General features: G+C 69.4%; 23 protein-coding genes. 10 read left to right on the forward strand and 13 right to left on the reverse strand.

The window, feature by feature from the left end; genetic code table 11:
• Positions 1 to 126 precede the first annotated feature (126 nt).
• Together trxA and HNV26_RS12605 are read right to left on the reverse strand one after the other, a co-directional pair.
• On the reverse strand, positions 127 to 513 hold the full coding sequence (gene trxA, locus HNV26_RS12600) for a thioredoxin (RefSeq protein ID WP_090490239.1): 387 nt from the start codon (positions 511 to 513) through the stop codon (positions 127 to 129).
• A 141-nt stretch (positions 514 to 654) separates the two neighbouring features.
• Positions 655 to 1614: a hypothetical protein gene (locus HNV26_RS12605; protein ID WP_171442094.1), complete on the reverse strand. Its 960-nt coding sequence runs from the start codon at positions 1612 to 1614 to the stop codon at positions 655 to 657.
• A gap of 463 nt (positions 1615 to 2077) precedes the next feature.
• On the opposite strand from HNV26_RS12605, the gene HNV26_RS12610 reads away from it, so the two are divergent.
• The gene (locus HNV26_RS12610) at positions 2078 to 3427 is read left to right on the forward strand and encodes a sigma 54-dependent Fis family transcriptional regulator (protein WP_171442134.1); all 1350 of its coding nucleotides are present in this window, start codon (positions 2078 to 2080) and stop codon (positions 3425 to 3427) included.
• An 81-nt stretch (positions 3428 to 3508) separates the two neighbouring features.
• Here HNV26_RS12610 and HNV26_RS12615 read toward each other — a convergent pair whose 3' ends face one another.
• From HNV26_RS12615 to HNV26_RS12625, 3 genes are all read right to left on the reverse strand, one after another.
• A complete protein-coding gene (locus HNV26_RS12615; protein WP_171442093.1) occupies positions 3509 to 3673 on the reverse strand; it encodes a hypothetical protein in 165 nt (54 codons plus the stop codon).
• A 119-nt stretch (positions 3674 to 3792) separates the two neighbouring features.
• Positions 3793 to 4944, reverse strand: coding sequence for a hypothetical protein (locus tag HNV26_RS12620; protein WP_253816512.1), 1152 nt, complete (start codon positions 4942 to 4944; stop codon positions 3793 to 3795).
• Positions 4945 to 5121: 177 nt separating this feature from the next.
• Positions 5122 to 5814, reverse strand: coding sequence for a fimbrial protein (locus HNV26_RS12625; protein WP_171442095.1), 693 nt, complete (start codon positions 5812 to 5814; stop codon positions 5122 to 5124).
• A 136-nt stretch (positions 5815 to 5950) separates the two neighbouring features.
• Here HNV26_RS12625 and HNV26_RS12630 point away from each other — a divergent pair, with 136 nt between their 5' ends.
• From HNV26_RS12630 to HNV26_RS12650, 5 genes are all read left to right on the forward strand, one after another.
• Positions 5951 to 6964 carry a DUF2157 domain-containing protein gene (locus HNV26_RS12630; protein ID WP_090490243.1) on the forward strand — a complete coding sequence of 338 codons (1014 nt, stop codon included), beginning with the start codon at positions 5951 to 5953 and terminating at the stop codon, positions 6962 to 6964.
• Between the two features lies 1 nt (position 6965).
• Positions 6966 to 8063 carry a DUF4401 domain-containing protein gene (locus HNV26_RS12635; protein WP_171442096.1) on the forward strand — a complete coding sequence of 366 codons (1098 nt, stop codon included), beginning with the start codon at positions 6966 to 6968 and terminating at the stop codon, positions 8061 to 8063.
• The gene (locus HNV26_RS12640; protein ID WP_171442097.1) at positions 8063 to 8551 is read left to right on the forward strand and encodes a GDYXXLXY domain-containing protein; all 489 of its coding nucleotides are present in this window, start codon (positions 8063 to 8065) and stop codon (positions 8549 to 8551) included. The genes HNV26_RS12635 and HNV26_RS12640 overlap by 1 nt, the downstream gene beginning before the upstream one ends.
• 137 nt (positions 8552 to 8688) lie before the next feature.
• Positions 8689 to 8943 (forward strand): hypothetical protein, encoded by a 255-nt coding sequence (locus tag HNV26_RS12645; RefSeq protein ID WP_171442098.1) that lies wholly within the window; start codon positions 8689 to 8691, stop codon positions 8941 to 8943.
• Positions 8940 to 9743 carry a biliverdin-producing heme oxygenase gene (locus HNV26_RS12650; RefSeq protein ID WP_171442099.1) on the forward strand — a complete coding sequence of 268 codons (804 nt, stop codon included), beginning with the start codon at positions 8940 to 8942 and terminating at the stop codon, positions 9741 to 9743. The genes HNV26_RS12645 and HNV26_RS12650 overlap by 4 nt, the downstream gene beginning before the upstream one ends.
• A gap of 18 nt (positions 9744 to 9761) precedes the next feature.
• On the opposite strand, the gene HNV26_RS12655 is transcribed toward HNV26_RS12650, so the two are convergent.
• The 8 genes from HNV26_RS12655 to HNV26_RS12690 form a co-directional block, all read right to left on the reverse strand.
• A complete protein-coding gene (locus HNV26_RS12655) occupies positions 9762 to 11486 on the reverse strand; it encodes a sigma-54-dependent transcriptional regulator (RefSeq protein WP_171442100.1) in 1725 nt (574 codons plus the stop codon).
• Positions 11487 to 11824: 338 nt separating this feature from the next.
• Complete coding sequence (locus HNV26_RS12660) at positions 11825 to 12709, reverse strand: class I SAM-dependent methyltransferase (protein ID WP_171442101.1); 885 nt, start codon at positions 12707 to 12709, stop codon at positions 11825 to 11827.
• 9 nt (positions 12710 to 12718) lie between these two features.
• Positions 12719 to 13507: a ZIP family metal transporter gene (locus HNV26_RS12665; RefSeq protein WP_090490250.1), complete on the reverse strand. Its 789-nt coding sequence runs from the start codon at positions 13505 to 13507 to the stop codon at positions 12719 to 12721.
• 30 nt (positions 13508 to 13537) lie between these two features.
• Positions 13538 to 14794: a COG3014 family protein gene (locus tag HNV26_RS12670; protein WP_171442102.1), complete on the reverse strand. Its 1257-nt coding sequence runs from the start codon at positions 14792 to 14794 to the stop codon at positions 13538 to 13540.
• Positions 14795 to 14809: 15 nt separating this feature from the next.
• Positions 14810 to 15418, reverse strand: a complete 609-nt coding sequence (gene lpoB, locus HNV26_RS12675) for a penicillin-binding protein activator LpoB (RefSeq protein WP_090490447.1) — start codon at positions 15416 to 15418, stop codon at positions 14810 to 14812.
• Positions 15419 to 15432: 14 nt separating this feature from the next.
• Positions 15433 to 16260: a hypothetical protein gene (locus tag HNV26_RS12680; RefSeq protein WP_090490252.1), complete on the reverse strand. Its 828-nt coding sequence runs from the start codon at positions 16258 to 16260 to the stop codon at positions 15433 to 15435.
• Positions 16261 to 16274: 14 nt separating this feature from the next.
• The gene (locus HNV26_RS12685; protein ID WP_011555639.1) at positions 16275 to 16841 is read right to left on the reverse strand and encodes a hypothetical protein; all 567 of its coding nucleotides are present in this window, start codon (positions 16839 to 16841) and stop codon (positions 16275 to 16277) included.
• A gap of 123 nt (positions 16842 to 16964) precedes the next feature.
• Positions 16965 to 18623: a mechanosensitive ion channel family protein gene (locus HNV26_RS12690; protein ID WP_171442103.1), complete on the reverse strand. Its 1659-nt coding sequence runs from the start codon at positions 18621 to 18623 to the stop codon at positions 16965 to 16967.
• A gap of 182 nt (positions 18624 to 18805) precedes the next feature.
• Between HNV26_RS12690 and HNV26_RS12695 the strand changes: the two genes are divergently transcribed.
• The 4 genes from HNV26_RS12695 to HNV26_RS12710 all read left to right on the forward strand — a co-directional run bounded on the left by HNV26_RS12695 (position 18806) and on the right by HNV26_RS12710 (position 24074).
• Positions 18806 to 19189, forward strand: coding sequence for a response regulator (locus HNV26_RS12695; protein ID WP_002634498.1), 384 nt, complete (start codon positions 18806 to 18808; stop codon positions 19187 to 19189).
• A 5-nt stretch (positions 19190 to 19194) separates the two neighbouring features.
• The gene (locus HNV26_RS12700; RefSeq protein WP_171442104.1) at positions 19195 to 20748 is read left to right on the forward strand and encodes a multiheme c-type cytochrome; all 1554 of its coding nucleotides are present in this window, start codon (positions 19195 to 19197) and stop codon (positions 20746 to 20748) included.
• Between the two features lie 151 nt (positions 20749 to 20899).
• Entirely contained in the window at positions 20900 to 23014 is a 2115-nt protein-coding gene (locus HNV26_RS12705; RefSeq protein ID WP_171442105.1) for a LysM peptidoglycan-binding domain-containing protein, read from the forward strand.
• A 64-nt stretch (positions 23015 to 23078) separates the two neighbouring features.
• Positions 23079 to 24074, forward strand: a complete 996-nt coding sequence (locus HNV26_RS12710; RefSeq protein ID WP_171442106.1) for a L,D-transpeptidase family protein — start codon at positions 23079 to 23081, stop codon at positions 24072 to 24074.
• The last annotated feature ends 28 nt before the right edge of the window (positions 24075 to 24102 follow it).

A 24102-nucleotide genomic window follows, 5' to 3' on the forward strand; every position in this document is an offset into this window, starting at 1 on the left:
CTGCGGACCCGCTCCGCCTTGCACCAGGGCATAAAGCTCGCTCTGGCGGCCATCTCCCCAAGCGACGCAGCAGGCTGGTTCGCCTACTGCGGTTACTCCGTCGCTCAGCCCAGATGAACTGCGCTATCAGGCCTGGGACGGCGCGCCCTGCTGCGCCTGGCGATCCACCAGTTGTTTGCGCACCTCGTTCATGTCGAGCGCGCGCACCTGGCGGATGAGGTCATCCAGCGCGTTGGCTGGCAGCGCTCCCGCCTGTTCGAACAACATGATGCCGTCACGGAAGACCATCAGCGTGGGGATGGAGCGGATGGCGAAAGCCCCCGCGAGTTCCACCTCTGCGTCGGTGTCGAGCTTGCCGAAGACGAGGTCCGGATTCTTCGCGCTCGCCTGTTCAAACACGGGCGAGAAGGTGCGGCACGGTGCGCACCACTCGGCCCACCAGTCGAGGAGGACGATTCCCTCCTTCGAGACGATTTCCTTGAAGTTGGCTTTGGTGATGTCGATGGTTGCCATGCCCTGACACTGGGCCCTCCCCCCTGGAGGCGCCAGTGTCAGGAGGTGGCCAGCCAGGCTCCCCCCAGGGCCCGGCCCCCAGTCACCTCCAGCTCAGCGCGGAGGCCCATGACGGGTGGGCCGCCGGGACAGCGGTCGGGCTCAGCCCCAGACGCTCGCCCGGCCCATGAACTGCGCCAGGTCCAGGCGGTTGGACTGCGTCTCGCGGCGGGGCGCCTTCGCCGTGAAGGACTCCAAATCCTGGAGGCTGATGTGGACCTCCTTGCTGGACTTGGACTTGCTCGCGCCCTGGTCCACCGAGCGCAACGCCGTGGGGTGGTTGATCAGGAACTGCGCCGCCTCACGGAGCTCCTTCGGCGCGCCGCTGCTCGGGTCCGCCACGCGCTTGAGCTCCGACATGCCGATGTTGTTGTCCCCGGCGCCCTTTCCGCTGGCGTTCATTCCCACGCCCTCGGCGAAGTGAAAGTGGTCCTTGAGCGTCTGGGCCGCCTTGTAGACGTCCATGGGCTCGTGGCGGCCAGCGCCGAACGGCGGACGGGACGGTGGGCCGAACGAGGGGCCGCACAGGTCCAGCCGCGGCGGCAGGTTGGGACGGTGGGGGTTGGGCAGGCCGCCCGGGCCACCGAGTCCGCAGCCGCCGCCGAAGCCGGAGCCGAACAGCGGCGGACGCAGCGGGAAGCCAGGCCGCTGCGGAGCCCCGGAGCCCGACGCATTGCCCGCGCGCGCCTGGAGGTCCGCCTTGCTCAGGTGCACCTCGTTGTTGCCGCCATGGGCCTTGCTGGCGCCCTGGTCCAGCGAGCGCAGGGCGATGGGGTGGTCGAGCATCCACTTCGCGGCGGCGCGGACGTCGGGCGGGAAGCCACTGTTCGGGTCCGCCACGCGCTTGAGCTCCGACGTCCCGATGTTGTTGTCCCCGGCGCCCTTGCCGCTGGCGTTCATTCCCACGCCCTCGATGGCGTCGAAGTGCTTGAGCACCGTCTGCGCCGCCTTGGACGGGTCCATCGACTGATAAGCCGCCTGGTAGCGGTCCGTGGGGCCGCAGCCACGGGTGTTGCCGGAGAAGCCGTTGCACAGAATGGACTTCGCGATGGACATGCTCATGGTCGTGACTCCTGATATCGATTGCGACGATGGTTTGGATTGGGGACAGGTGGCTGTCTCAGCCGAAAGCCCCGCGCGCTGACTACATGAACATTCTCCGTCGGATACGCGCGGTGTTTCGCGCCGTGTTTCTGTTTATTTTCCACGCACCCCCGAGGAGAGCGAGCACAAAACAAAGACAAACAAGCTCACCCACGAAGTGCCTTGCCATTCAAGGCAAGACATCGCGGGCGGGCGGCGCGGAGGTGTCGTTCTCGATGCGGCCCCAGGTCATTGCAGTGGGTGTGCCAGGGCCCTCCAGCGCCTCCTGAGCCGAGGAGAGGCGCGCGGGATAGAGGAGAACGCGCGGCAAGGCGCTCCAGCGGGACTGGCAACCGCGGTTGTCAGGTGGCAACAACAGTTGTCACCCCCTCCCCTGCCTGGGTGCGGTGGTAGCCTGCCCGCCGTGGCGGACCCAGGTGACATGGACACAGAGGTGGACGCGCTGGTCCAGACGGCGCCCGTCCCGGTGGCTCGGCGCGGCCCCTTGCGGTTGAAGCTGCTGGTGCTCTCCGGGGAACAGGCGGGCCACAGCCACGTCCTGCGCCCGGGGGTGGTTCGGCTCGGCACGTCCTCGGCGTGCGACATCGTCTTGACGGACCGCGTCGTGTCCCGGCAACACCTCCAGTTGGAGGTGACAGACGAACGGGTGGTAGCCACCGACCTGGGCTCGCGCAACGGCTCCTTCCATGAAGGGGTGCGCTTCGCCGAGTTGGAGGTGCGGCCCGGGGCGTCGCTGACGCTGGGCACCGTCGTCCTCAAGGTGGTGCCCGAGGACTCACGGGAGCGGCCGATGCCCCTGTCCTCGCGGCGGAGCTTCGGCGCGCTCGTGGGCGCCAGCGTCAGGATGCGCGAGCTGTTCACCATCCTGGAGCGGGTGGCGGCGGGCGGTGGAGACGTGCTCGTCCAGGGCGAGACGGGGACGGGCAAGGAGCTGTGCGCGGAGGCGCTCCATCAGGAGAGCGCCCGGGCCAGCGGCCCCTTCATCATCGTGGACATCGCCGGGATTCCGCCCTCCTTGATGGAGTCGGAGCTCTTCGGGCACGTGAAGGGTGCTTTCACGGGCGCCCAGGCGGAGCGCGCCGGGGCCTTCGAGCGTGCCCAGGGAGGCACCGTCTTCCTGGACGAGGTCGGCGAGCTGCCGCTGGAGCTGCAACCCCGGCTCCTGCGTGTACTGGAGCGCCGGCAGGTGAAGCGCGTGGGCGCCAACGACTACCGCACGGTGGACATGCGCGTCGTCGCCGCCACGCACGTCGACCTGGAGCAGGCCGTGCAACAGGGCCGGTTCCGCAAGGACCTCTATCACCGGCTGGCGGTGCTCAAGGTCGTCCCGCCGCCGCTGCGGGAGCGGGTGGAGGACCTGCCGCTGCTCATCGACGCCATGCTGGAGCGACAGGGCCGTCCGCCCAGCGCCCTGTCCGAACAGACACGCGCGCTGCTGGCCCAGTATCCCTGGCCCGGCAACGTGCGCGAGCTGCGCAATGTGGTGGAGCAGGCCATCCACCTGGGCGAGGATACCCTGCCGCCCATGGCTGCCCCCTCCGGCTCGCTCCGGTCGCCACCAGGCGCGCTCGACGCGGAGCTGCCCTTCAAGGAGGCCAAGGAGCGGCTCATCGAGGTCTTCGAGCGGGACTACCTCCAGGGCCTCATCGCGCGCTGCGACCGGAACATCTCCCGCGCGGCCCGCGAGGCAGGCATCGCCCGGGTGTACCTGCGCAAGCTGCTCACGAAGCACGGGATGATGCTCGTGGACGACGACGACTCACGGGATTGAGGGAGACGGCGCATACGACCGCCCGTCCGCGCATGAAAGCGTGCGCGTCAGTCCTTCAGGTCGTTCATGAAGTGGAGGGGCTCACTCGCCGAACTGGATGGCCTTCAAGGCCGGGGGCGTCGCCACGTCCACGCCCACGGCGACGGCGTCCTCCACTGGGGTGGCCTCAGCCGTGTCACGAACATCCACCGGCTTGCGCCCCGCCAGGAAGGCGAAGTGCGTGCCCCGCGGAACTTCATGGTTCAACTTCGCGCAGGCAGGCGCATAGGCGTCGTGCGCGGCGTAGCCTGGGAGGACGGCTCCGCCTGGACCGCGCGGAGCCCCCGCTCAAACCCCAGTCCCCCCACGGCCGAGCCCGTCTCCGCTCAGCGCGTCTGCTGCTCGCGGCTCGACTCGCGCGTCGAGTGGATGCTCTGGAAACCCGCGATGCACAGCTCGGCGCGCAACGGCGCGGAGTTGTAATACGGGCCACCGTCATACGGCGTGTCGATGCCGTCGCGGCGGTCCGGGTGCGAGTAACCGGCGATGTGCATCATCTCGTGGATGAGTGTCTGGGCAATCTCCGTGTCCCCCTGCGGGAAGAGCACGCCGAAGTTGATCCAGATATCATCTCCACCCAACTCCGCCCGCGCGTTGATGCCGGCCTCGTTCGTGCCCGAGTGGCGGATGGCCTTGCGGTAGGCACTGCGCAGCGCGGACTTCTCCAGGGTGGTCAGGTGGGTGCAGGTCTGGATGGAGTCCTGCGCGGCCTCGTGGCGCCGCAGCGTCCGGGCCCAGTTGTCGCCCGTGACGGTGGCGTTGTCGGAACTGAAGCGGTCGTGCATCGCCAGCACGTCCGCGAGCACGTCCCGCGCCTCCGCGTAGCCCGGACGGACGAGGTGCATGCCGTACACCCTCGTGCCGCTGTAGGTGGTGGAGTGGAAGGTGGGCAGGCCCGCGGCGAAGCCGTTCGCGGAGGCGTAGTCGTTGGCGGCGCGCATCATCGCCCCGGCGTCCGTCACGTCCGGGTAACCAATGGCCCACCCCGGGACGTCACGGAACTCGACGACGCTGGGGTGGAGGAAGTGGATGCCGTACTCCACAACGGAGCCGTTGAGGCCCTGCTCGAACGCGGGCAGCGCGATGCCCAACCCGTAAGCGTTGCCGTAGTCCTGCGCGCGGCGGAACAACTCCGGGATGTTGCTCAGCGCCGTGTTGCCCAGCGAGGAGCGGGGCACCGCGAGGTAGTGCGCCACGGTGCCCGGCTTGAGCAGCATGGTGCCACGCACCACGCCCGCGCCGTAGTTGGCCTCATGGAAGTTGCCGAAGCCCGCCGCGTAGCCGTGAACGCCCGCGTAGCGGTTGGCGGTGCGAAAGCGGAAGTCACTGGCTGTCTCCAGCGAGGCCTCGGTGGTGCCCACGGATTCCTCGGGCAGCGCCATGTCCGCCATGGCGTCGGCGTCCATCATCTCGCCGCCGCACCCCAGCAACACCATCGACGTGGAAATGCACACACCCAGGGAGAGACGCTTCATCATCGAGCGCACGGTTGAAACCTTTCTGTGGATTGGCGGGCGAGGTGGAGCGGGACTCAGGCCCGTCCATCCATCGCCCTCGAAGTCAGATACGAAAAGCGCGGGATTTCCGGGTCGTCCGCCCACGGCGATTTCGCCGGGTGACGAAACGGAGCATCCGCGCACCTCGAACCGCGCGCGTCAGTTGTCGACGTCATTCACGACATTCGTCGGGGTGCCGGGAGGAACGGCCTCGCCGGACTCATCCTTGAGCGGCTTCGTGGAGATGAGCCAGACATCCACCGTGTCATCGATGTCGATGTTTCCCGCGCAGGCCATGGTGACGTAGCAGTCCGGACACGTCCCAAAGGCGCCCACCTGCCGGGACACCCACGCAGGAAGGTCCGCCAGGGAGATGGCCCGGCGGCTCGTGTCCCGCGAGCGGTCCACGCCAACACCCTCCGCGTCCACCGGAACCGCGTCCTCTTCCGCGTCGCGCGTCACCAGCGGCCCCGTGCCCGTGAAGTACGCGTAGCGGTTGCCTCGCTCTGGGATGAAGCCCGCATTCACGATGCGCGGCTCGAAGGTGCCTTGCTCGGAGCGATGGTGGCGCTGGGCGGCGTAGAGGCCACGGAGGTTCGCCTTGCACTCCTGCTGCTTGGAGCGCACCGGGAGCTTCTTGTAGTTGGGGATGGCGATGGCGGTCAGGCCGCCCACACACGGGCAGAGCAAGAACACCCCCAGGGCCAGCGCCACGCCGCGCGGGCTCGCCCAATAGGAGCGCTTCGGGACGGCTGACAGGTTCCCGCAGGCACAGCGAATGATGGCGCCCGGGCCCCGCCCCGCTACGTCGAGCTCGCTGCCGCACTTCGGGCACTCCAGGTTCGCCGCCATGGACAGGGCCCCTTGACACACGTACGAGTCTCACACGAGGGCGGGCAGCCTAGCATGGCCCACGGGCCGACCTTCGGACAGGCGCGGCAGGCATGCGGATGGACGCGCCACCCGGCCGGACAGCTAGACTGCGCCGGTGTTGAAACCCTTGCTCGACCTTGACGCGACGCCGGAGCGACTCCGGGCGCTCGCGGACGCTGGCATCCTGACGCCGACCACCCTGGAGCGCGCGCTGCACCTGTCCGTGGCCACCCCGCCGCGGCAGGACTGGCGGCGCTTCCTCTCCACCACGCTGATGGGCCTGGGCGCGCTGCTGGTGCTCGCGGGCGTCATCTACTTCTTCGCGTACAACTGGGCGGACATGCACCGCTTCGCGAAGCTGGGCCTCATCGCGGCGGCCATCACCGGCACGGCCGTGGGCGCCTGGAAGCAAGGCGCGACGCTGGGCGGGCAACTGTCCCTGTTCGCGGCCTCGGTGCTCGTGGGCGCGCTGCTGGCCGTCTACGGGCAGGCGTATCAGACCGGCGCGGACCCGTATGAGCTGTTCATCGGCTGGACCGTGCTCATCCTTCCCTGGGTGGCGGTGTCCCGCTTCGCGCCTCTGGGGTTGCTGGCGCTGGTGCTGGTCAACACCGGCATCCTCCTCTTCTGGGAGCAGGTGCTGGATACGGAGTTGGACCAGACCTACTGGCTGGCGGTGGTGCTGGGCGGGCTCAACGGCTTCACCTGGGCCACCTACGAGCACTTCGCCAACCTGCGCGTGTCCTGGCTCCAGGCGCGCTGGGTGCCGCGGGTACTGGCGGTGATGGCGGTGGGCCCGGTGCTCATCGCCTCGGTGCCATTCATCATGCACCCGGCACGAGCCCCCACCGGCGCCGTGGTGGCGCTCCTCCTGGTGCTGGCCTCGCTCGCGGCCGAGTACGCCCTGCACCGGCACCTGAAGGGCGAGCTGTTCATGCTCACGCTCGGCGCGGTGAGCGTGATGACGCTCCTGACCTCCGGCGCCGTCAGCATCGTCTTCGACTCCTACCAGGACGTGGAAGTCCTGGGCCTCTTCGTGCTGCCGCTCTTCGTCATCGCCCAGGTGGCGCTCGCGGTGTGGTGGCTGCGGCACGAAGCCCGCGTCACCGGCGCCACGGAGGAGTCCTGACATGGCCCTGCGTCCCTCGTTGCAGGACGTGTTGAACGCGCTCCAGGCCGAAGGCCAGCTCGAGCCCGACGCCGTGGACCGGGCCCGCGTGGCCCTGGAAGCCCATCAGCGCCAGTCCGTGGCCGTGCCCTGGTTCGTGAAGGCCTTCGCTGGCGTCGGCGCCTGGCTGTCCGCCATCTTCGTGCTGAGCTTCTTCGCCTGCGCGGGCCTCTGGGAGGAGCAGGTAGTAATGGGCGTGGTGGGCCTGGGCCTGTGCGCGGGCGCGACGATGCTGCGCCGCACGCTGCGCGGCGTCTTCGTGGAGCAGCTCGCGCTGGCGCTGTGCCTGGCCGGCGCCGCCATGGCCTCCGCCAGCTTCGGCATCGAAACGGAGAACGAGAACGTCGCCGCGACACTGGTGCTGGTCATCAGTGGCGTGCTGCTCTTTGTCTACCCGGACGCCATCCTCCGCTTCCTGAGCACGTTGGGGGTGGTCGGCGCAGCCGGCTTCCTCGCATGGCACGTGGTGGGCGGCTTCGCGCTGGACCTGCTGATTCTGGGCTGCGCTGCGCTGATGTACTTCCTCTTCCTGGAGCAGGCCCGGCTGCGACGGGGACCCACGGGCGAGCTGGTGGGGCCGGTGGCCTTCGCGCTCGCGTGCGCCATCCCCGGCGTGCTGCTGGCGCGCGGGATGCGAGACGTGGCCCGGCACCTCTTCGACACCGTCTCCGCGCTCCCGGATGCCGTGCTGACGCTGGGGCTGACGGCCCTGACGCTGTACACGGCGTGGCGGGTGCTGCGTGAGCTGGCGCTGGAGCCCACCGGCGTGGCGGGCGCTGCGGTATTCGCGGCGCTGACGCTGGTGGCCGTGCTCACGCCCCATACACCGGCGGTCATCACCGCCGTGGGCATGCTGGTGCTCGGCTTCCACCGGCGCAGCAGCGTGCTGCTGGGACTGGCGGTGGCGTACCTGCTCGCGTCCGGCAGTTGGTACTACTACGACCTGGGCCTCACGCTGCTGGCCAAGTCACTGGCGTTGATGGGCAGCGGCCTGGTGTTCCTGGGCCTGCGTTCGTTCCTGCTGCGGCGCTTCCCCGCCCCGGCGTCGGAGGTGCGGTGATGGTGCGCACGGCGGTCATCTTCGGCGGGCTGGCCTTCGCGCTGCTCGTCCCCGCGGGGCTCGTCGTCCAGAAGGAGCACGTGCTGCGCTCGGGCACGCCGGTGCTGCTGGAGCTGGCCCCCGGCGACCCGCGCTCGCTGATTCAGGGCGACTACATGGTGCTGGACTACGCCATCAGCCGCGACCAGGGCGCGAATCCCGCCACCACCGCCAAGGACGGAAACATGGTGCTGCGGCTGGACGCGAATGGCGTGGGCTCCTTCGTGCGCTTCGACACGCCCGACACTCCGCTGGCGCCCGGCGAGCTCAAGCTCCGGTACCGCCTGCGCAAGGAGCGCTTCCGCCTGGGCGCGGAGGCCTTCTTCTTCCAGGAAGGTCACGCGGACCGCTACGAGGGCGCCCGCTATGGCGAGCTGCGCGTGGCGGACAGCGGAGCCAGCGTGCTGGTGGGCCTGAGGGACGCGCAGCGCCAGCCCCTGGGCCGCTGACGCCCCGCGGTCCCACGCCGACCTCCTTCCCTACACCCGGAGCACGTCGAGAAAGGCCGGGGCTTGCTCTCCGTCGGTCTTTGGCGCACCATTCATTTTGACTTCGACACTCAAAATCAAAATCAAGGATAGCGGCGATGCCCGGTCAGGGATGCGGCAAGACGGTACTGGCGCGAGGTCCATGCGCGGAAGTGACGCAGTGCTCGTGCGGGCACATCCACCTGGCCATGGGGCCGGTGACGATTCGCGTGGAGGAGGAGGTCCTCCGCGCCATCGGGATGACGCTGGCGGAGGCGCTCCAGCAACTGGGGACACCGCTGGAGGCCCTGCCGAACGAGGGCGCCGGCCCCCTGGCGATGAGCACGCTGGCCGGTGGCGGGTGGAAGCAGTGAGCGCCACCGGCACGTTGCGGCTGTCACGGACGGATGTGTCCGCGCGGGCGAAGCGGCTGGTGGAGCCCCAGCTCCCAGCATCCCCGCGGCAGCCCCGGGCCGCCACCCCGGCGCCCCTGTCCGTGCTGCTGGCGGAAGGCACGGCGACGCTGGCCGAGCAGGCGGAGCGCTCGCTGTTCATCCAGTCCCTCTTCTTCGACGCGTGGGAGGGCGGCATCTACGGCCAGTACGTCCGGGCGCAGCACTACGTGAGCCACCTGCGGCAGCTCCACACCCTCTACACGGCGTTCGAAGCGGCGCTGCCCCACGTCATGGGCACCACGCTCACCACCGCGCTGCTGCTGCCCGAGCTGCGGCTGGCCTCCGCGCTGGAAGCGGACCTGACGTACTTCTGCGGCGAGTCCCGGGCGGACACCTTCGCCTGCGTGGAGACGCGGCTGCACGCCGAGCGCATCCGGGAGGTGGCTGAAGACGCCCCTCACCTGCTGGTGGCGCACGCCTACGCGCGCTGCGTGCTGGACGTCTTCAGCGGGCACCGCCGGGCGCGGCGAATCGCGGACGCCTTCGAGTTGGTGGAAGGCCAGGGCACCACCTTCTACGGCACGGTGCCCGAGGCCGGGCTGGCGGCCTTCCGTGTCCGCCTCCACTCGCGCATCGACGGGCTGGAGCTGGACGAGGACGAGGCGCGCGAGGTGGTGCAGGAAGCGCGCATGGCCTTCCGGCTCCACGCGCTCGTGTGTGACGAGCTGGCCCGGGGCGCCACGGGCATCGCCGCGGGCCCCCACGGCGACGCCCGGTAGTGTCCCGAGCGCCGCGGCTCAGACGGCTTCGACCTCCGACAGCAAGTCGGAGAAGGGCGAGCCCTCCTCGCCCAGCGCCTTGTAGAGCGAGTCCACCTTCTCCAGCTCGCGCTTGAGCGCCTTGTGGTGGTTGCGGTTCTTCACCAGGCTCTCGCGGCCCAGCAGCTTGAAGCCCTCGTCCCGCCCTACCTGGCGGATGGCGAGCCCCAGCACCATGCCGCGGAAGGCATCGGCCAGGTCCAAATCCAACGGGGCATTGCGGCGGCGTGCTTCGGAGACGAAGGCCTGCGCGGCCGCGCGCAGCGCCTCCGGCAGCGGCCGGGCTCCCGGGGCCTGCTCATAGTCGAGCGCCCGCGCGACATGCTTCTCGTGCAGCACCAGCTCGCCCGAGGCGTCCGCGTGCTCCACCATGGCCAGCGTGTAGGCGCGGCGGACGATGTTGTCGAGCTGCCGCAGGTTGCCCGGCCAGGGGCTCCCCACCAGCAACCGCTCCGCCTCCTTCATCAGCCGGGCGTGGCCGTCTGGCGAGCGCTCGCGGTGCCGGCGGTTCACCATGTACTGCGCCCAGAGGGGGATTTCGTCCTGGCGCTCCTGCAGGGCCGGCATGCGCACCGGCAGCACGTTGACGCGGTAGTAGAGGTCCTCGCGGAAGCGGCCGGCGCGGACCTCCGCATGCAAGTCCGCGTTGGTGCCGATGATGAAGCGCACGTCCGCCTGCCGCTCACCGGTGCCCTCGCCCAGCGGCCGGTAGCTGCGCGACTCCAGCAGGTGCAGCAGCCCCGCCTGGGCCTTGAGCGACAGCTTGTCGATTTCGTCGATGAACAGCGTGCCGCCCTCCGAACGGGCCACGCTGCCAGGGGCATCTCGCACCGCGCCGGTGAAGGCGCCCTTCTTCCAGCCGAAGAGCTCCGCCATCTGGAGGTCTTCCGGCACCGTCACCAGGTCCAGCGTCTCGAAGGGCTTGCCGCGGCGGTTGGAGCGCTCGTGGCACCAGCGCGCCAGCCGTGACTTGCCCGCGCCGGTGGCGCCGCTGATGAGGATGGTCTCATCCTGCAGCGCGAAGACGCGGAGGATGGGCAGCAGCTCCGCCATGGAGCGCCCCACCACCGGGAGGAACTCGTCCACCTCCGGCCGGGCCACGGGCCGCTGCGGCAGCCGGGCCAGGTATGGCGCCGCCACGTCCGCCAGCAGTTGGAGCCGATCCCCCGCCTCCAGCCAGACGAAGTCCTGCCCCATCGCGGCCAGGCAGTCCGCCTCCAGCGAAATCATGCCCTCGATGTCCCCACCCGGCGTGCGCAGCGGGAGCACGCAGACATGTGTCGCGTGACGCCCCAGGAAGCGCTGCCGGCTCTCATGGCTGTTGAAGCCCGCCAGGCTCGGGTCTCCCGTCACGGGGGCGTTGGGCGCATGGGGCTGCACCGTCCCGAGATTCACGTCGATGGAGACCGCGCACTGGTGCTCCACCACCGCGCGCCAGGCCGTGGCGGAGGTGAAGAAGGGCGCGCCTACACTGGCATCCGTAATCTCAGCAGCCCCTACCTCCAGCGCGGCCAGACTGCGGTAGGCCTCGCCTGGGCGGAGGTGGACGATGCCTCGCAACACCCGGCCCCGGGCTGCGTACCGGCTGGACGCAACGGCCTCCTGGGCGACGGCCTGCAGCCGCCGGAGCGTTGCGGCAGCCGCGGCCTCGAAGTCCTTGGCTCCCCGCAAATCCGTGAGGAGTTGCGCCATCTCGTCTTGCATCCACTCGCCTCCGTCCAATGCCCTCCGACAGGCTCTGTCAGGAACCACATCAGGGGGACGGAGTGTAGCGGAGATGAAGAACGCGGAAGGAGCGGCCCCTCCTTCCGCGTTCCCGAAGCTCCGATACTGCGGGGCAGCCCGGTTTCCCGAAGCGCCACGGCAAAGCGACATGCGTGTCCCGTGCCAGACGCGACATTCGTGTGATTCCACGAAGATGGGCGAACGCGGCCACCACGAGGGGCCTGTTTTGCGTTCCAGCAGGACGCGCCCGCGTCCCATCAGAACGCAGGCCACCTGAAATTCACCAAGAGTACTTCCCCGCCCCTCTCAAAACGCCCTCATCGTGAAATCTTGCGCGATATCTGGGGCGTCGAGGGCCTCTTGGGCGCTTTCCGCGTGGACGCACGCCCAGGCTCGGCAGGGTCCACGGACGGAGACTCGGGGTCCGGCTGGAGGACGAAGACGCGGTCCAACCGGAGACTGCCCCGCTCCACAGGTGCGCTGATGTCGTAGTCGAAGGTGTACCCGGCCAGCACCCGCATGCCCGCGTCGCGGAACAGCTTCGCCGCCTGGGCATTGCTGTACGTGCGGAAGTACCACTGGGTTTCAATGAGCCAGTCCTTGTCCGGCCCGGTGACGCGCAGGCGGTTGCGCATGGGCGAGCGCCGCGCCCGCTGCTCCGGAAGGCCCTCGTTCGTGTTGCAGACGACGCGGTCCTCCCCCACCTGCCCCACCCAGCGCTCGTGTTCGGGCCGGGCGCGCGCGTAGTCCGTGAGGTGGAAGCCGAGCACGTAGATGCCGCCCGGCTTCAAGAGCCGCCGCGTCCCCAGCAGGTGCTGGCGCGCCGCGGCCTCACTGTCCAGGTAGCGGAAGGTCGACACCAGACAGTGCGCCAGGTCCACCTGCCCCTCCAGCGATGGGTCGGCGAAGGACTCCATGCGTGACGGCCCCAGCTTCACGCGCCGCCGCTGCGCCGGTGTCAGGCGCTTTCGCGCATGGGCCAGCATCGCCTCGGAGATGTCATAACCCACCACCCGCAGGCCCCGGCTCGATGCCTCCTCCACGAGTCGCCCCGCGCCGCAGGCGGGCTCGAGCCACAACTTGCCGCCCGTGCCGAAGCGCTCGCTGAGCGTCTGGAGGAAGTCCACCTCGCGCACGGTGTCCGTGCCGAAGATGGCTTCGTAGTACTGCGGGTGCTCGTACCAGTCGGTGCGTTTTTCCATGGAGGGCGCTCAGTGGCCGGGGTGCTCGGGGTGCCCCATCAGCCGCGCGAGCAGGAACATCAGGAGCAGGCCCGCGAAGAGCGCCAGGACGTTGCGGCCCGGCTGGTCCTTGCCATGCCGGTGCACGTGGGGCAGCAGGTCCGACACGGCGATGTAGAGGAACGTGCCCGCGGAGAAAGCCAGGGCCTTGGCCGCGAGGCTTTCGAACTGCAGCATCGCGTCGAAGAGGAAGTAGAGCAGCGCGCCGGCCGGCACCATCATCCCGTACAGCGTGGACAGAGACAGGATGGAGGCCTTCGAGCGCCCCTCCGTCTTGAGGATGGAGGCCAGCGACAGCGCGGAGGGCACCTTGTGCGCGACGATGGCCAGCAGCGCCATGCCCCCCACGCCCTCCTCCACCGCTGAACCCAGGGCAATGCCGTCGAACAACGTGTGCGTGGACAGCCCGAGGAAGGCGGTGAGCCCCAACACGTGACCCGGATGCACTGAGTGCCCGGTGCCCGCCATGGTGTCTCCGTGGGAGATGTCCTCGCCCGCGTGCGCGACGAGGTAGCGCTCCAGCACCAGCAGGAAGGCGAAGCCCGCGGGCACCAGGGCGAAGGCCCACCATCCGCCCCCCAGATACGCCTCCGGCAGCATGTGGAAGAAGGCGGCGCCCAGCATCACGCCCGCGGCGAAAGCCAGGAAGCGCACCAGATGGGTGGGTCGGTCGTTCAAGACGACGACCACAGCGCCAGCCAGCGCGCCGAGGACGATGATGAGGGAATACAGGGCCACCGTGGCCAGGACCGGCGACATGGGGCGCGCACCCTACATCAAAAAACCAAATCAGTAGCGCCGGAGCACCAACAACCCTACCCGGCCCGGCTTCACCTCCACCGGATGCTCCGTCACCTGCCCCCAGCTCGTCACACGCACGGTGTGATTCCCCGCGGGCACGCGGAAGCGCGCCACCTGGAACTCCGCGGGCAGGGAGAGCCAGGAACGCAGGTCTGGCGCATTCATCGCGTTGAGGACGAGGAAGGTCAGCACGCCCAGCTCATCGCTCTTCGTCAGCGCGCCCACGCCCGCCGCCACGCCCGCCTTCACGGCCACGCCCGCGAGCTGCTTCGCCAACATGCGGCCAATCCGGTCATTCAGGTGGACCACGGCCACGTCCGCCAGGGACGTCACCGTCACCGCCTGCTGGGACTGGCCCTCCAGGGCGACACTCACGGGCGGCGCGAGCCCCCGGTTCCGGTAGGTGGGGACTTCAATCAGGTCGCCACCGCCGCCCGGGTCCCTGGAGCCGCGCTGCTTCTCGGGAGACAGGCCCGCCTCCACCACGACGACGAGCTGCCCTTCGTCCGGCGCCAGCGGCTCGTGCGGGACGTCCGGGTACTTCGCCAGCAGCTCCGCGTACATGTCATCGCGGCCCACCTTCTTCGCCAGCCGCAGCAGGGGCTCGGCCAACGCGTCCTTGCGGGGCGCGATTTCATAGGCCTTCGCGTAGTCGATGTAGGCCGAGTCCCAGTCCCGCTGATCCTCCCGGATGACGCCGCCCAGGTAGCGGGCAATCGCGAGTTGCTCGTACGGCTTCTTCTCCTCGGCGATCATCTTCTCCAGGCGCTCGTTGACCTGGCGGACCTCCACCATGGCGGCTTCGCCGTCGCCCAGCTCCGCGTAGTTGAGCGCCTGGAGGACGGAAATCATCAGCTTCTCGAAGTCCTCCCCACGGTAGGTGCGCTGACGCTCGTTGGTGACGAGCGTCTTCGCCTCCTCGCTGACGGAGACGCTGTCGATCTGCTCGCTGAGCCGCTCCGCCTCTTCGAGCACGGCGTTGCTCTCCGCCCACTGCCCGGCGGCGTGCAGCACCATGCCCTTGTCCATCAACACCAACAGGCGGTCCTGTTCGGGCCCTTCCTTCGTCGCGGCCTCCAGCGAGGACAGCGCGCGCGAATAGTCCCCTTGCTGGTACGCGGACCGCACGCCCCGGGTGCGCGCGACATAGTCACCCGCACAGCCCGACGACAGGAGGAGCACGCTCGCGAGCGCGAGCGCGCCCCACCCGCTCAGGCGGACCGGGCTGCGGGAGAGGATGGACATGGAAGGGTGCGCCCGTTACCAGCTCACGCCGCGCTTCTCGAACTTCTTGCGAATCTGCTTCTCATCCGTCCACTCGATGAGGCCGGTCCGCACGTTGCTGAGCTTCGCGGTCATCTTGTAATAGACGAGCTTGTCCCGGCCGACCTCCTGGATGATGGAGGCGAGGTCGCCCGTCATCAGGAAGTCCACCGACGTCTGCTGCCCCGGGCCCTTGGCGGTGTTCGGGTCGACGTAGCCGGACTGCTGGTACTCGTACTCCTCGGCGATGTCCTGGCGCGCCTGCTGGTCCACCAGGGCGAAGCGGCCCGTCTGCGCCAGCGCCGTCTGAATCTTGTCGCCCAGCGAGCGCATGTCGATGTGCTCGGAGGTGCTGTTCTTCAGCTTGCCCACCAGGACGATGGGCAGCGAGCCATCCGGCCGGGGCTGGGAGAAGCGCGGCGAGGTGGCGAGCGACTCCGCCATCTTCTTCGCGATGAGCTGCAGGTCGTTCTCGTTGAAGCGGTCCGACAGCATCTCGATGGTGTTCGGGTCCTCGTACGTGCCACGCGTGAAGGCGCGCGGGCCCGTGCAGGCGGACAGCGAAGCGGCGAGACAGGCGGACAGAAGCAGGCGGCGGGTGTTCATGGTGCGGGTCACTCCTAGTTCCATTCGCATTCGAAGCGGCTGCCTTCGAAGTTCCACTTGTAGGCGAGCACCGCGTCGCGGCGGTACCCGGCCGTCAGGCGGCAGACGTTCTGCAGCGACGCACGGGGGTAGTCGAAGGTGTAACGCTGCGCCCGCGACAGCTCCTGCGCGGTGAGCTGGGACGGGTGCGTGAGCGTGGGGCTCGCGCTGGCGACCACCAGCACGTTGTGCTTGCCGTAGGTGCGCAGCGGCACCTGGCCCGCCAGTTGGACGCGGCGCACGGTGCGCGCGACGAGGATGTCACTGCGGTCCACCGTCGTCTCGTGGCTGTTGCGGCGGCGCAGCAGCTCCGGGATGTTGGCGGTGAAGACGCGGGTGATGTCCCCGTCGTCCACGAAGAAGTAGAGGAACGCCTCGCGCGCGGTGCGGCTCTCTCCGGTGAAGTCCAACGTCACCAGCAGGTTCAACCCGCGGTTGGGCGCCAGGCCGTGCCGGGACACCGCGGCCAGCACGTCCTTGTCCACGCCGGCCTTCTTGAGCCGGATGAGGCCGTCCGCGCTGGCGTCGCAGGCGCAGCGGCGCTCTTCAATCATCTTCACGAGCTGGGCGGGCTCGAAGCCAGCCTGGGACAGCTTCGTCAGCTCCTCGTCGGTGAGGGGGAGCTGGTCGGAGCGCTCGTAGATGCGCGGGAGCTGGTTGGGGTCCCACTGGATGATGTTGTAGGTCTGCACGTCTCCGGCCGGAAACGGCAGGTTCACCTGCGGGCTTCCCCGGCCGGAAACAGAGACGGGCGCCTGGCTGGAGGTCAACGCCAGCGTGGCGGCAAGCAGCTGGGCAATCATGTCGAACCCCCTTGCTAGAACTTGTAGCCCACGGACATGCCCAGCCGGTGCGTGACGCCGCCACCGCCAATGGGGATGTCCGGGGTGTAGTTGAGGGCCATGAGGATGTTCTCGCGGTCACCCAGGAGGATTTCGGCGCCCAGCTGCGGGGAGATGCCGAAGCGCAGGCCCTCTCCCTCCGGGATGACGATGGCGCCGGCCTTCAGGCCCGCGGTGAACACCAGCGGCCAGCCCCAGGTCCGGAAGCGCGGGCCCACCATGCCGACGAAGCGGCCCCCGTCGAACACGTAGGCCCCACTCACGTCCAACTGGTACCAGTCCGCGCCCCACAGCGACAGCGTGGCGCCCACGAACAGCGGCGGTCCTTCCGGCGCGCCCCGAGGCGGCTTGCGGGAGTTGATGGCCGCGCCCCAGTCGAGCTGGAGCGACACGCTCCGGCCCCCGGGGCCGCTGTAGCCGCCCTTGCCGTACTCGGACTCCTCTGGACCGTCCGTGCGGCCTCGGGATTGGGCACTGGCGGTCAGCGGCACGGTGGCGGCCACCATCGCAAGGGCCCCACACAACCTGACATGACGCATCATCTCGAAGACTCCCCCGGGCGGTAGGTGCGAATTTCCAGCGCTATGACGGCGCGGCGCGCCGACTATTCAAAACCCCATGCCCCCAGGCAAGGGCTCACTGCGCCAGGGGGGCGCCGCCCGCCTTCACGCCCGAGGCGGCACGGGCGGCGTGGGCAGCGAATCCGGGGAAGCGGACAGCCGCGCCGGATCCAGCTCGGGCGGCGGGAAGGGACGCGCCTCCGTGCGAGTGACGGGCAGCCACAGCGGATGGGTGCGAAGGAAGGCGACCAGCTTCTCGCGCACCAGGGCCCGCAGGTCGAAGAGCTTGCTGAAGTCCGACACGCTGACCAGCGCGCGCACCGTGAGGGTCCGGTCCAGCACGTCCAGGACGACCACCGTCGCCACACGGCCGTCCCACATGGACTTGCCCTCGTTCTCCAGGATGCGGCGCAGCTCCGCGCGGAGCGCGTCGATGTCTGTCTGGAAGTCCACCTGGAGGATGACGGCCCCCAGCATCTCCGGGTTCCCCTTGCTCCAGTTCTGGAAGGGCTTGTCCAGGAACTGGACGATGGGGATGACCAGCCGGCGCTGGTCCCACGTCCGCAGCACCACGTAGGTGAGCGTGATTTTCTCCACCGTGCCCCACTCGCCCTCGGTGATGAGGGTGTCGCCAATGCTGATGGGCTGGGTGATGGAGAGCTGGATGCCGGCCAGCAGCGTACCAATGGACTTCTGCGCCGCGAGACCGAGCACCAGGCCGGCGATACCGGCGGAGGCCAGCAGTGACACTCCGACGTTGCGCACCACCTCGAACTGGATGAGCAGCAGCGCCGCGGCGATGACGTAGGTGGCGACCTCGAAGATGGCGCGGAGCACCACCAACTGCGTGCTCACGCTGCGCGCCCGGGCCGCGTCCTTCATCTCCGACGACACGCGGCTCTGCACGAAGGCGACGGAGACGTGGAGGATGCGCAGCGCGGCCCAGGCCAGCGCCACGACGCTCAACGAATAGCCAATCCGGATGAACACGCCCTGCGCCGGACGCGGCAGCCGCAAGAGCAGCGTGCCCACCACCAGCAGCGCGGAGAAGGTGAGCAGCTTCAGCGGCCCCTTCCCCGAGGAGACCACATTCTCCTCCCAGGTGAACCGGGTCCACCGCGCCACGCGGCGGGCGAACGCCAGGACCAGGCGCTCCAGCAGCACCGCCAGGCCCAGGCTGCCCAGCACCGTCACCAGCAGCCCCAGCCACTGCCAGGGCTCCAGTCCCAGCACCGTGTCACTGAAGAAGAAGGCCGGCAGGAGGCCCACCAGCCGGGGGCCATACTCCGCGAAGAGCGGGTCCACCTGCCGCACCGTGGACTCGCTGAAGACCCAGACCAGGTCCCCCTCAGTCGAGGAGACCCGCTGGACGCGAACGGGGACGTTGTTCCCCTGCAGCGGAATGGTGCCCAACTGGTCGTAGCGCGCGTCGGCCGGGTCGCCCTCCTGCTCCTTGCTCAGCGAGCTCACGTCCACGGGCAGCTTGCGGTCCAGCACGAACTTGAGCGCGCGGGCCAACTGGAAGCCCCGCTCCGCCTGCTGGGCGCGCGGGATGTAGTCCAGGTCCAGATAGTGCGCCGCCAGGGCGTAGTCCCCCCGGTGCGCGGCGGCCAGAAAGCCCTGCACGGTGGCCTGCGGCGTCTTCCGGTCCACCGAGGGGGGCGGCGGGTTGAGGCCCGCGTTGAGCGCGGCGGCAGGAAGGCTCCACAGCAGCCCCAGTCCCAGGACGAGTGCTCTCAGGGTCCATCTGTCACGGTGCATCATGGCTGACTTCCATATCCCTTTTCAGATGTCTCACTGGAAAGAAGTCGTCCCCGGAGACCCGGCGGGCGAGCGTGCGGCGGTGGACATCCGAAATCAGGGAAACACCGGCCCCGGGAGCGCACGGGAAAGCGTTGGTGCAGCGCGTGGGGGTAGGATAGATAAAGGAGTGAAGGAAGGTCGCCGTGTCCGAGAAGCGAAGAATCCTCCTGATTGATGACAGCGAGATTACGCTCGCGATGGAGAAGGCCGTGCTCGAAGCGCGCGGCTACGAGGTCATCGCCACCTCCACGCTCATGGAGTTCGAGAAGACGCTGCAGACCTGGCGCCCGGACCTCATCCTCACCGACATCCACATGCCCGAAGCCAAGGGCACGGACATCTGTCGCACGCTGAAGAACGAGTACGGCACGCAGGACATCCCCATCGTCCTCTTCTCCAGCCTCCCGGACGACGAGCTGTCCAAGCTGGCCGAACAGGTGGGGGCAGATGGCTCCCTGTCCAAGGTGAACGGACTGGAAGCCATGGGTGAGAAGATCGACGAACTGGTGCAGAGCATCCTCTGGTGAATCCCATGCGTGCCTTCCTCGCCGCGGCCCTGCTGGCCGCGTCGCTCGCTGGCTGTGCACGCAAGGACCCGCCCCCCAAGCCCGCGGAAGCAGACGCTTCGGCTTCGTCGGCCACCGCCGCCGCGAAGCCCGCCGTGGCGACAAGCCAGGGCCCGGGCGCCATCCTCTTCTTCTCCGCCGACACGCGTGGCTACCTGGGCCCGTGCGGCTGTAGCGAGAACATGCGGGGCGGCATTGCCCGCGCCGCCGCGCAGGTGCAGTCGGCGCGCAAGGGCTCGCTGCCCGTCCTCTATGTGGATGGCGGCAACAGCCTCTTCGGCGAGCAGCGGCTCAAGCCGGGACAAGTGCCCCAGGAGGAGCGCAAGGCCCAGGCGCTCGCGGACGCCATGCGGCACATGGGCCTGGCGGTGCGCGCCACCGGCCCGCTGGACGACACGCAGGGCGTGGACTTCCGCAAGGGCCTGGGGCTGCCGGAGCTGGCGCCGGGCGCGGTGAAGCTGCTGCCCGCGGGCGAACGGAAGGTGGGCGTGGTGGCGGCGACCACGGCCGCGCAGCTCGCGGAGGCCAGCGCTCAGGCGCGCGCGCAGGGAGCGGACTTCGTGGTCGGTCTGCTGGACGTCACGCTGGACGTGGCCCAGCAGGCGGTGGAGCAGCCGGGTCTGAAGGCCAACGTGGTGGTGGCCACCCGCACCGCCACCGAGTTCAGCGGCGAGGAGAACCGACTGGTGCGGTCCGCGGTGCCGGTGGTGGCGCTGCAGAGCAAGGGACGCTCGCTGCTGCGCGTGGACCTGGCCTATGCGCCCCAGGCGGGCCCCTTCGCGTTGCAGAAGGGTCAGGATGACCTGGAGCGTGAGGCCGCCGCCCTGGAGCAGCGCACGGCGCTGCTGGACAAGGACATCAACCTCCCCGGCACGGACCCGAAGCTCAAGGCGCTCAAGCAGGGCAAGCGCGACGAACTGGTGGCGCGCCGGCAAGCCCTGCTGGACGCTCCGCCCGTCACCCCCGACGGCGTCAACGCCTTCACGCTGCGCTTCGTGCCCCTGGAGTCCAGCCTTCCCTCCGACGAGGAGGCGGTCGCGCTGGTGTCCGCCTACGACGCGGACGTGGGGAAGATGAACCTCGCCTGGGCGAAGGCGCATGGACAGGACTGCCCCCCTCCGGCGCCAGGCCGCGCGGGCTTCGTGGGCAACGAGCCCTGCCGCACCTGCCACGAGGACGCCTTCCCCGTCTGGGAGAAGTCCAAGCACCACCACGCCTGGGAGACGCTGGAACAGGTGGGCAAGCAGTTCCATCTCAACTGCGTGGGGTGCCACGTCACCGGCTGGGAGCAGCCCGGCGGCGTTTGCCGGCTGGACAAGGTGGCGGGCCGCGAGGACGTGGGCTGTGAGAGCTGCCACGGTCCGGGCTCGGAGCACGCGGACGCGCCTGGCACCCACAACATCATCGCCTCGCCGGGCGAGAGCGTGTGCGTCACCTGTCACAACCCGGAGAACTCGCCTCACTTCGATTTCGCGACGTACCTGCCGCGCATCGTGGGGCCGGGACACGGGAAGCCCTAGTCATCCAGGAATCCAGGGCCTCGCCTGGGCGGTTGCTCCTACCCGGCGTCCGAACAAGACGCGCATGCCGCGACTCCTTGTTTGACTGTCAAGGAAAAGGGCGATTACTTCCCGCTTTCGCCTGCCTCCGGGCGCCCGTTCCCGCGACTGTATGCCGCCTCTACCTCTGCTCCTGCTCGCCCTGGCCTCAGCCCCTGCCTCGGGGCTCACCCCACCGCCCGTGGGGCCCGTTCCTGCCAGGGCTCAGGTGGAGGCATCCGAGGGCGCGCAGGCCCCCGCGGCGCAGTCACCGGCCGAGAAGGCGCCCACGGCCAGCCTGGAAGCGGCCCCCGTTGCCGTAAAGCCGGCAGGCGAGGCTCCGTCGCCGGTGGCTGGTGGCGAGAAGGCACCAACGGCCGCCACGGCACCTGGCACCGCGGACACCGCGACCGATGATGTCGATGAGCCCGGTTTGGAGCTGCTGGAGCCCGGCACGCCGATGGTGGCCGAGGACGCCTCCGAGCAAGGCGAGGCCACGCGCGACGCGGTTGAGTCCGAGTCCGCTGAGTTGGAGGAACTGCGCGCACTGGAAGGCGCCGCGCTGGACCCGGCGTCGCGCTCCACCGCGGAGGTGATGCAATCGCTGCGGCGGCTCGGGGTCGCCAACCCGCTGCGGATGCGCATGCTGGACGCGCTCGACGAGCACACCTTCCGTGAGGACGACGAGCTGCCGGAGATTCCGCTCATCACGGACCTGGCCACCTTCGACGTGGGGCAGATTCAGGACCGTTACGACATCCCAGTGGAGATGCAGCCGCTGGTGGCCCAGTACGTCCAGTTCTTCCAGGGGCCCGGGCGACGCTGGTTCCGCAAGTGGATGTCGCGCGCGGCCCGGTACGTGCCGGTGATGCACCCCATCCTGGAGCAGTACGGCCTGCCGAAGGACACGGTGTACCTGGCGATGATTGAGAGCGGCTTCTCGGCGCATGCCTATTCGTGGGCGCACGCGGCGGGGCCGTGGCAGTTCATCTCCAGCACCGGCAAGCAGTACGGGCTGAAGCAGGACTTCTGGGTGGACGAGCGACGGGACCCCATCAAGGCCACCCACGCCGCGGCGTCATACCTGAAGGACCTCAAGCGCGAGCTAGGGCACTGGTACCTGGCGTGGGCCGGCTACAACACCGGCTCCGGGCGCGTCCGGCGGATGGTGGAGCGGCACGGGACGACGAACTTCTGGCTCCTGTCCGAAGAGCGCGGCCTGGCGAAGGAGACGAAGCACTACGTGCCCAAGCTGATTGCCGCGGCGCTGGTGGCCAAGCACCCGGCGGCGTTCGGCTTCAACGAGAACGAGTTCGACCCCGAGCCCGTGCTCGACTTCGACGAGGTGCAGCTCACCGACGCGGCGGACCTGGACGTCGTCGCCCGCGCGGCCGGCGTGCCCGTCAAGGTGGTGCAGGACCTCAACCCCGAGCTGAAGCGCTGGTGCACCCCGCCGGCGACGGCCAAGAAGCCCTACACGCTCCGGCTTCCCAAGGGGACAGGGACGCAGTTCGCGGACAACTACAAGCGCATCAGCCCCGCGGAGCGGCTCACCTTCCGCATCCACAAGGTGAAGCGCGGCGACACGCTGTCCCAGATCGCGGAGACGTACGGCACGGCGTCCGAGGCCATCCTCCAGATGAACCAGCTGAAGTCGGCCCGGACGTTGCGCGTGGGCGGGGAGCTGGTGATTCCGATTCCCGCCGGCAAGAGCTCGGGCGGCGCGCTGGCGACGAAGGTGGCGCAGGCCCGCCGCAGCGGCGTGGTGGTGCGGCCCGAGGACGAGGTGCCGGCGGGCACGCCCAAAGGCCCGGTGGCCGCGGGCCCCGTGAAGAAGGAGACCATCAACGGGCGCACGCGCGTGACATACGGCGTGATGTCCGGCGACAGCCTCTGGGTGATTGCGAACAAGTTCAACGTGTCGGTGGACTCGCTGAAGCAGTGGAACAACCTCAAGCGGCGCAACCCGACGCTCCAGGTGGGCTCCACGTTGTTCATCTGGCCCGATGGCACCACGGCCACCGCCAGCGTGCAGGAGCGCGGCGGCACGGTGCTGGCGAAGCACTCGGTGAGCGTCGCCAAGCCCGCGGGCAAGGCCGGCAAGGTCCACGCGCTGGCGGAGGGCGAGACGCTCTGGTCCATCGCGCAGCGCTACGGCGTCAGCGTGGACGACATCATGCGGTGGAACAAGATCAAGGACCACCGCACCCTTCCCACGGGGAAGGTGCTGCTCCTCAGCGCGCCGTAGTCTCCGGCGCGAAGGCACGCCTCGCGTGGTTGCGTCGGGCGAGCGATTTGCACTGAGGCCGGGGATGACCTCATCCATCTCGCCACCGGAGTCACGTTTCTCGTTCCTTCCGCCTGACGCCCCCCCGGACGCGGCATCAACACCCGCCCTTGGGAAGACGGCGCGCAGTCCCAAGCCTGTCTCCCGAGTCACCGACGGGCAAGGTCCTCAGCCCGCGCTGGATGCACGTCCACGGTCCGGGACGCCCGTGCCTCCGGAAGGCGTGGACCGGCCCGCGCGCACACCAGCGCCCCCCGCCAACGCGCGCTTCACCGGACTGCCCCAACTGGCGGACGTCGCGTCAGGGGCTCAGGTCCTCGGCCCCGGCAGCCAGGGCGAGGGCCTCCGCGCCGTACAGGCCGCCCTGCTCGACATGGGCTTCGCCCTACACGGCGGCGCGGACGGACGCCACGGCCCGCACACCACCCGCGCCCTGCGCAACTTCCAGGTCCATGCCTCACGCACCATCCGCGCCGTCCTCCCCACGGGCGTGCTGGACGCCGCCACGTTGCGCGCGCTGGATGCGCTGGCGCCAGCGCCAGGGACGCGTGGGCAGACACGGGGGCTGCCTTCCGCCTTCTTCGACGGACAACAGGTCCGCGTGGTGGTGGCCCTCCGGGAGCACCGGACCTTCCTCTTCGACACCCGTGGGCAACTCGTGGACATCTTTCCCAACGCCACGGGCGCCGCGGCCTCCCCTACCCGCACCGGGCTCAAGGTGGTCCGCACGAAGTTGGATCAACTGGCCACCGAAGCGGCCGGCGCACGGCTGTGGAACGACCGCCATGTCTTCGGCGTGCGCATGCTCGACCTCTCCTGGGCGGATGGCCGGCACTCCGGTGAGGAGCTGCACGGAACGAACGCCCCCGCCCTCCTGGGCACGGATGTCTCGCACGGCTGCGTCCGCCACTCGAACGAGGCCGTGCGCGTGCTGCACGACGCGCTCTCCGTGGGAGACCGCGTGGCCGTCGTCGAGCACGTGGACGACCCGCACCTGGGCGTACCGCGCCCCGTGGCGTGAGCCCGTGCACCGTGGCAGTGCTTCCCCC

Origin of the sequence: Myxococcus xanthus (genome assembly GCF_013116825.1) — a bacterium.
GTDB classification, from domain to species: Bacteria; Myxococcota; Myxococcia; order Myxococcales; family Myxococcaceae; genus Myxococcus; species Myxococcus xanthus_B.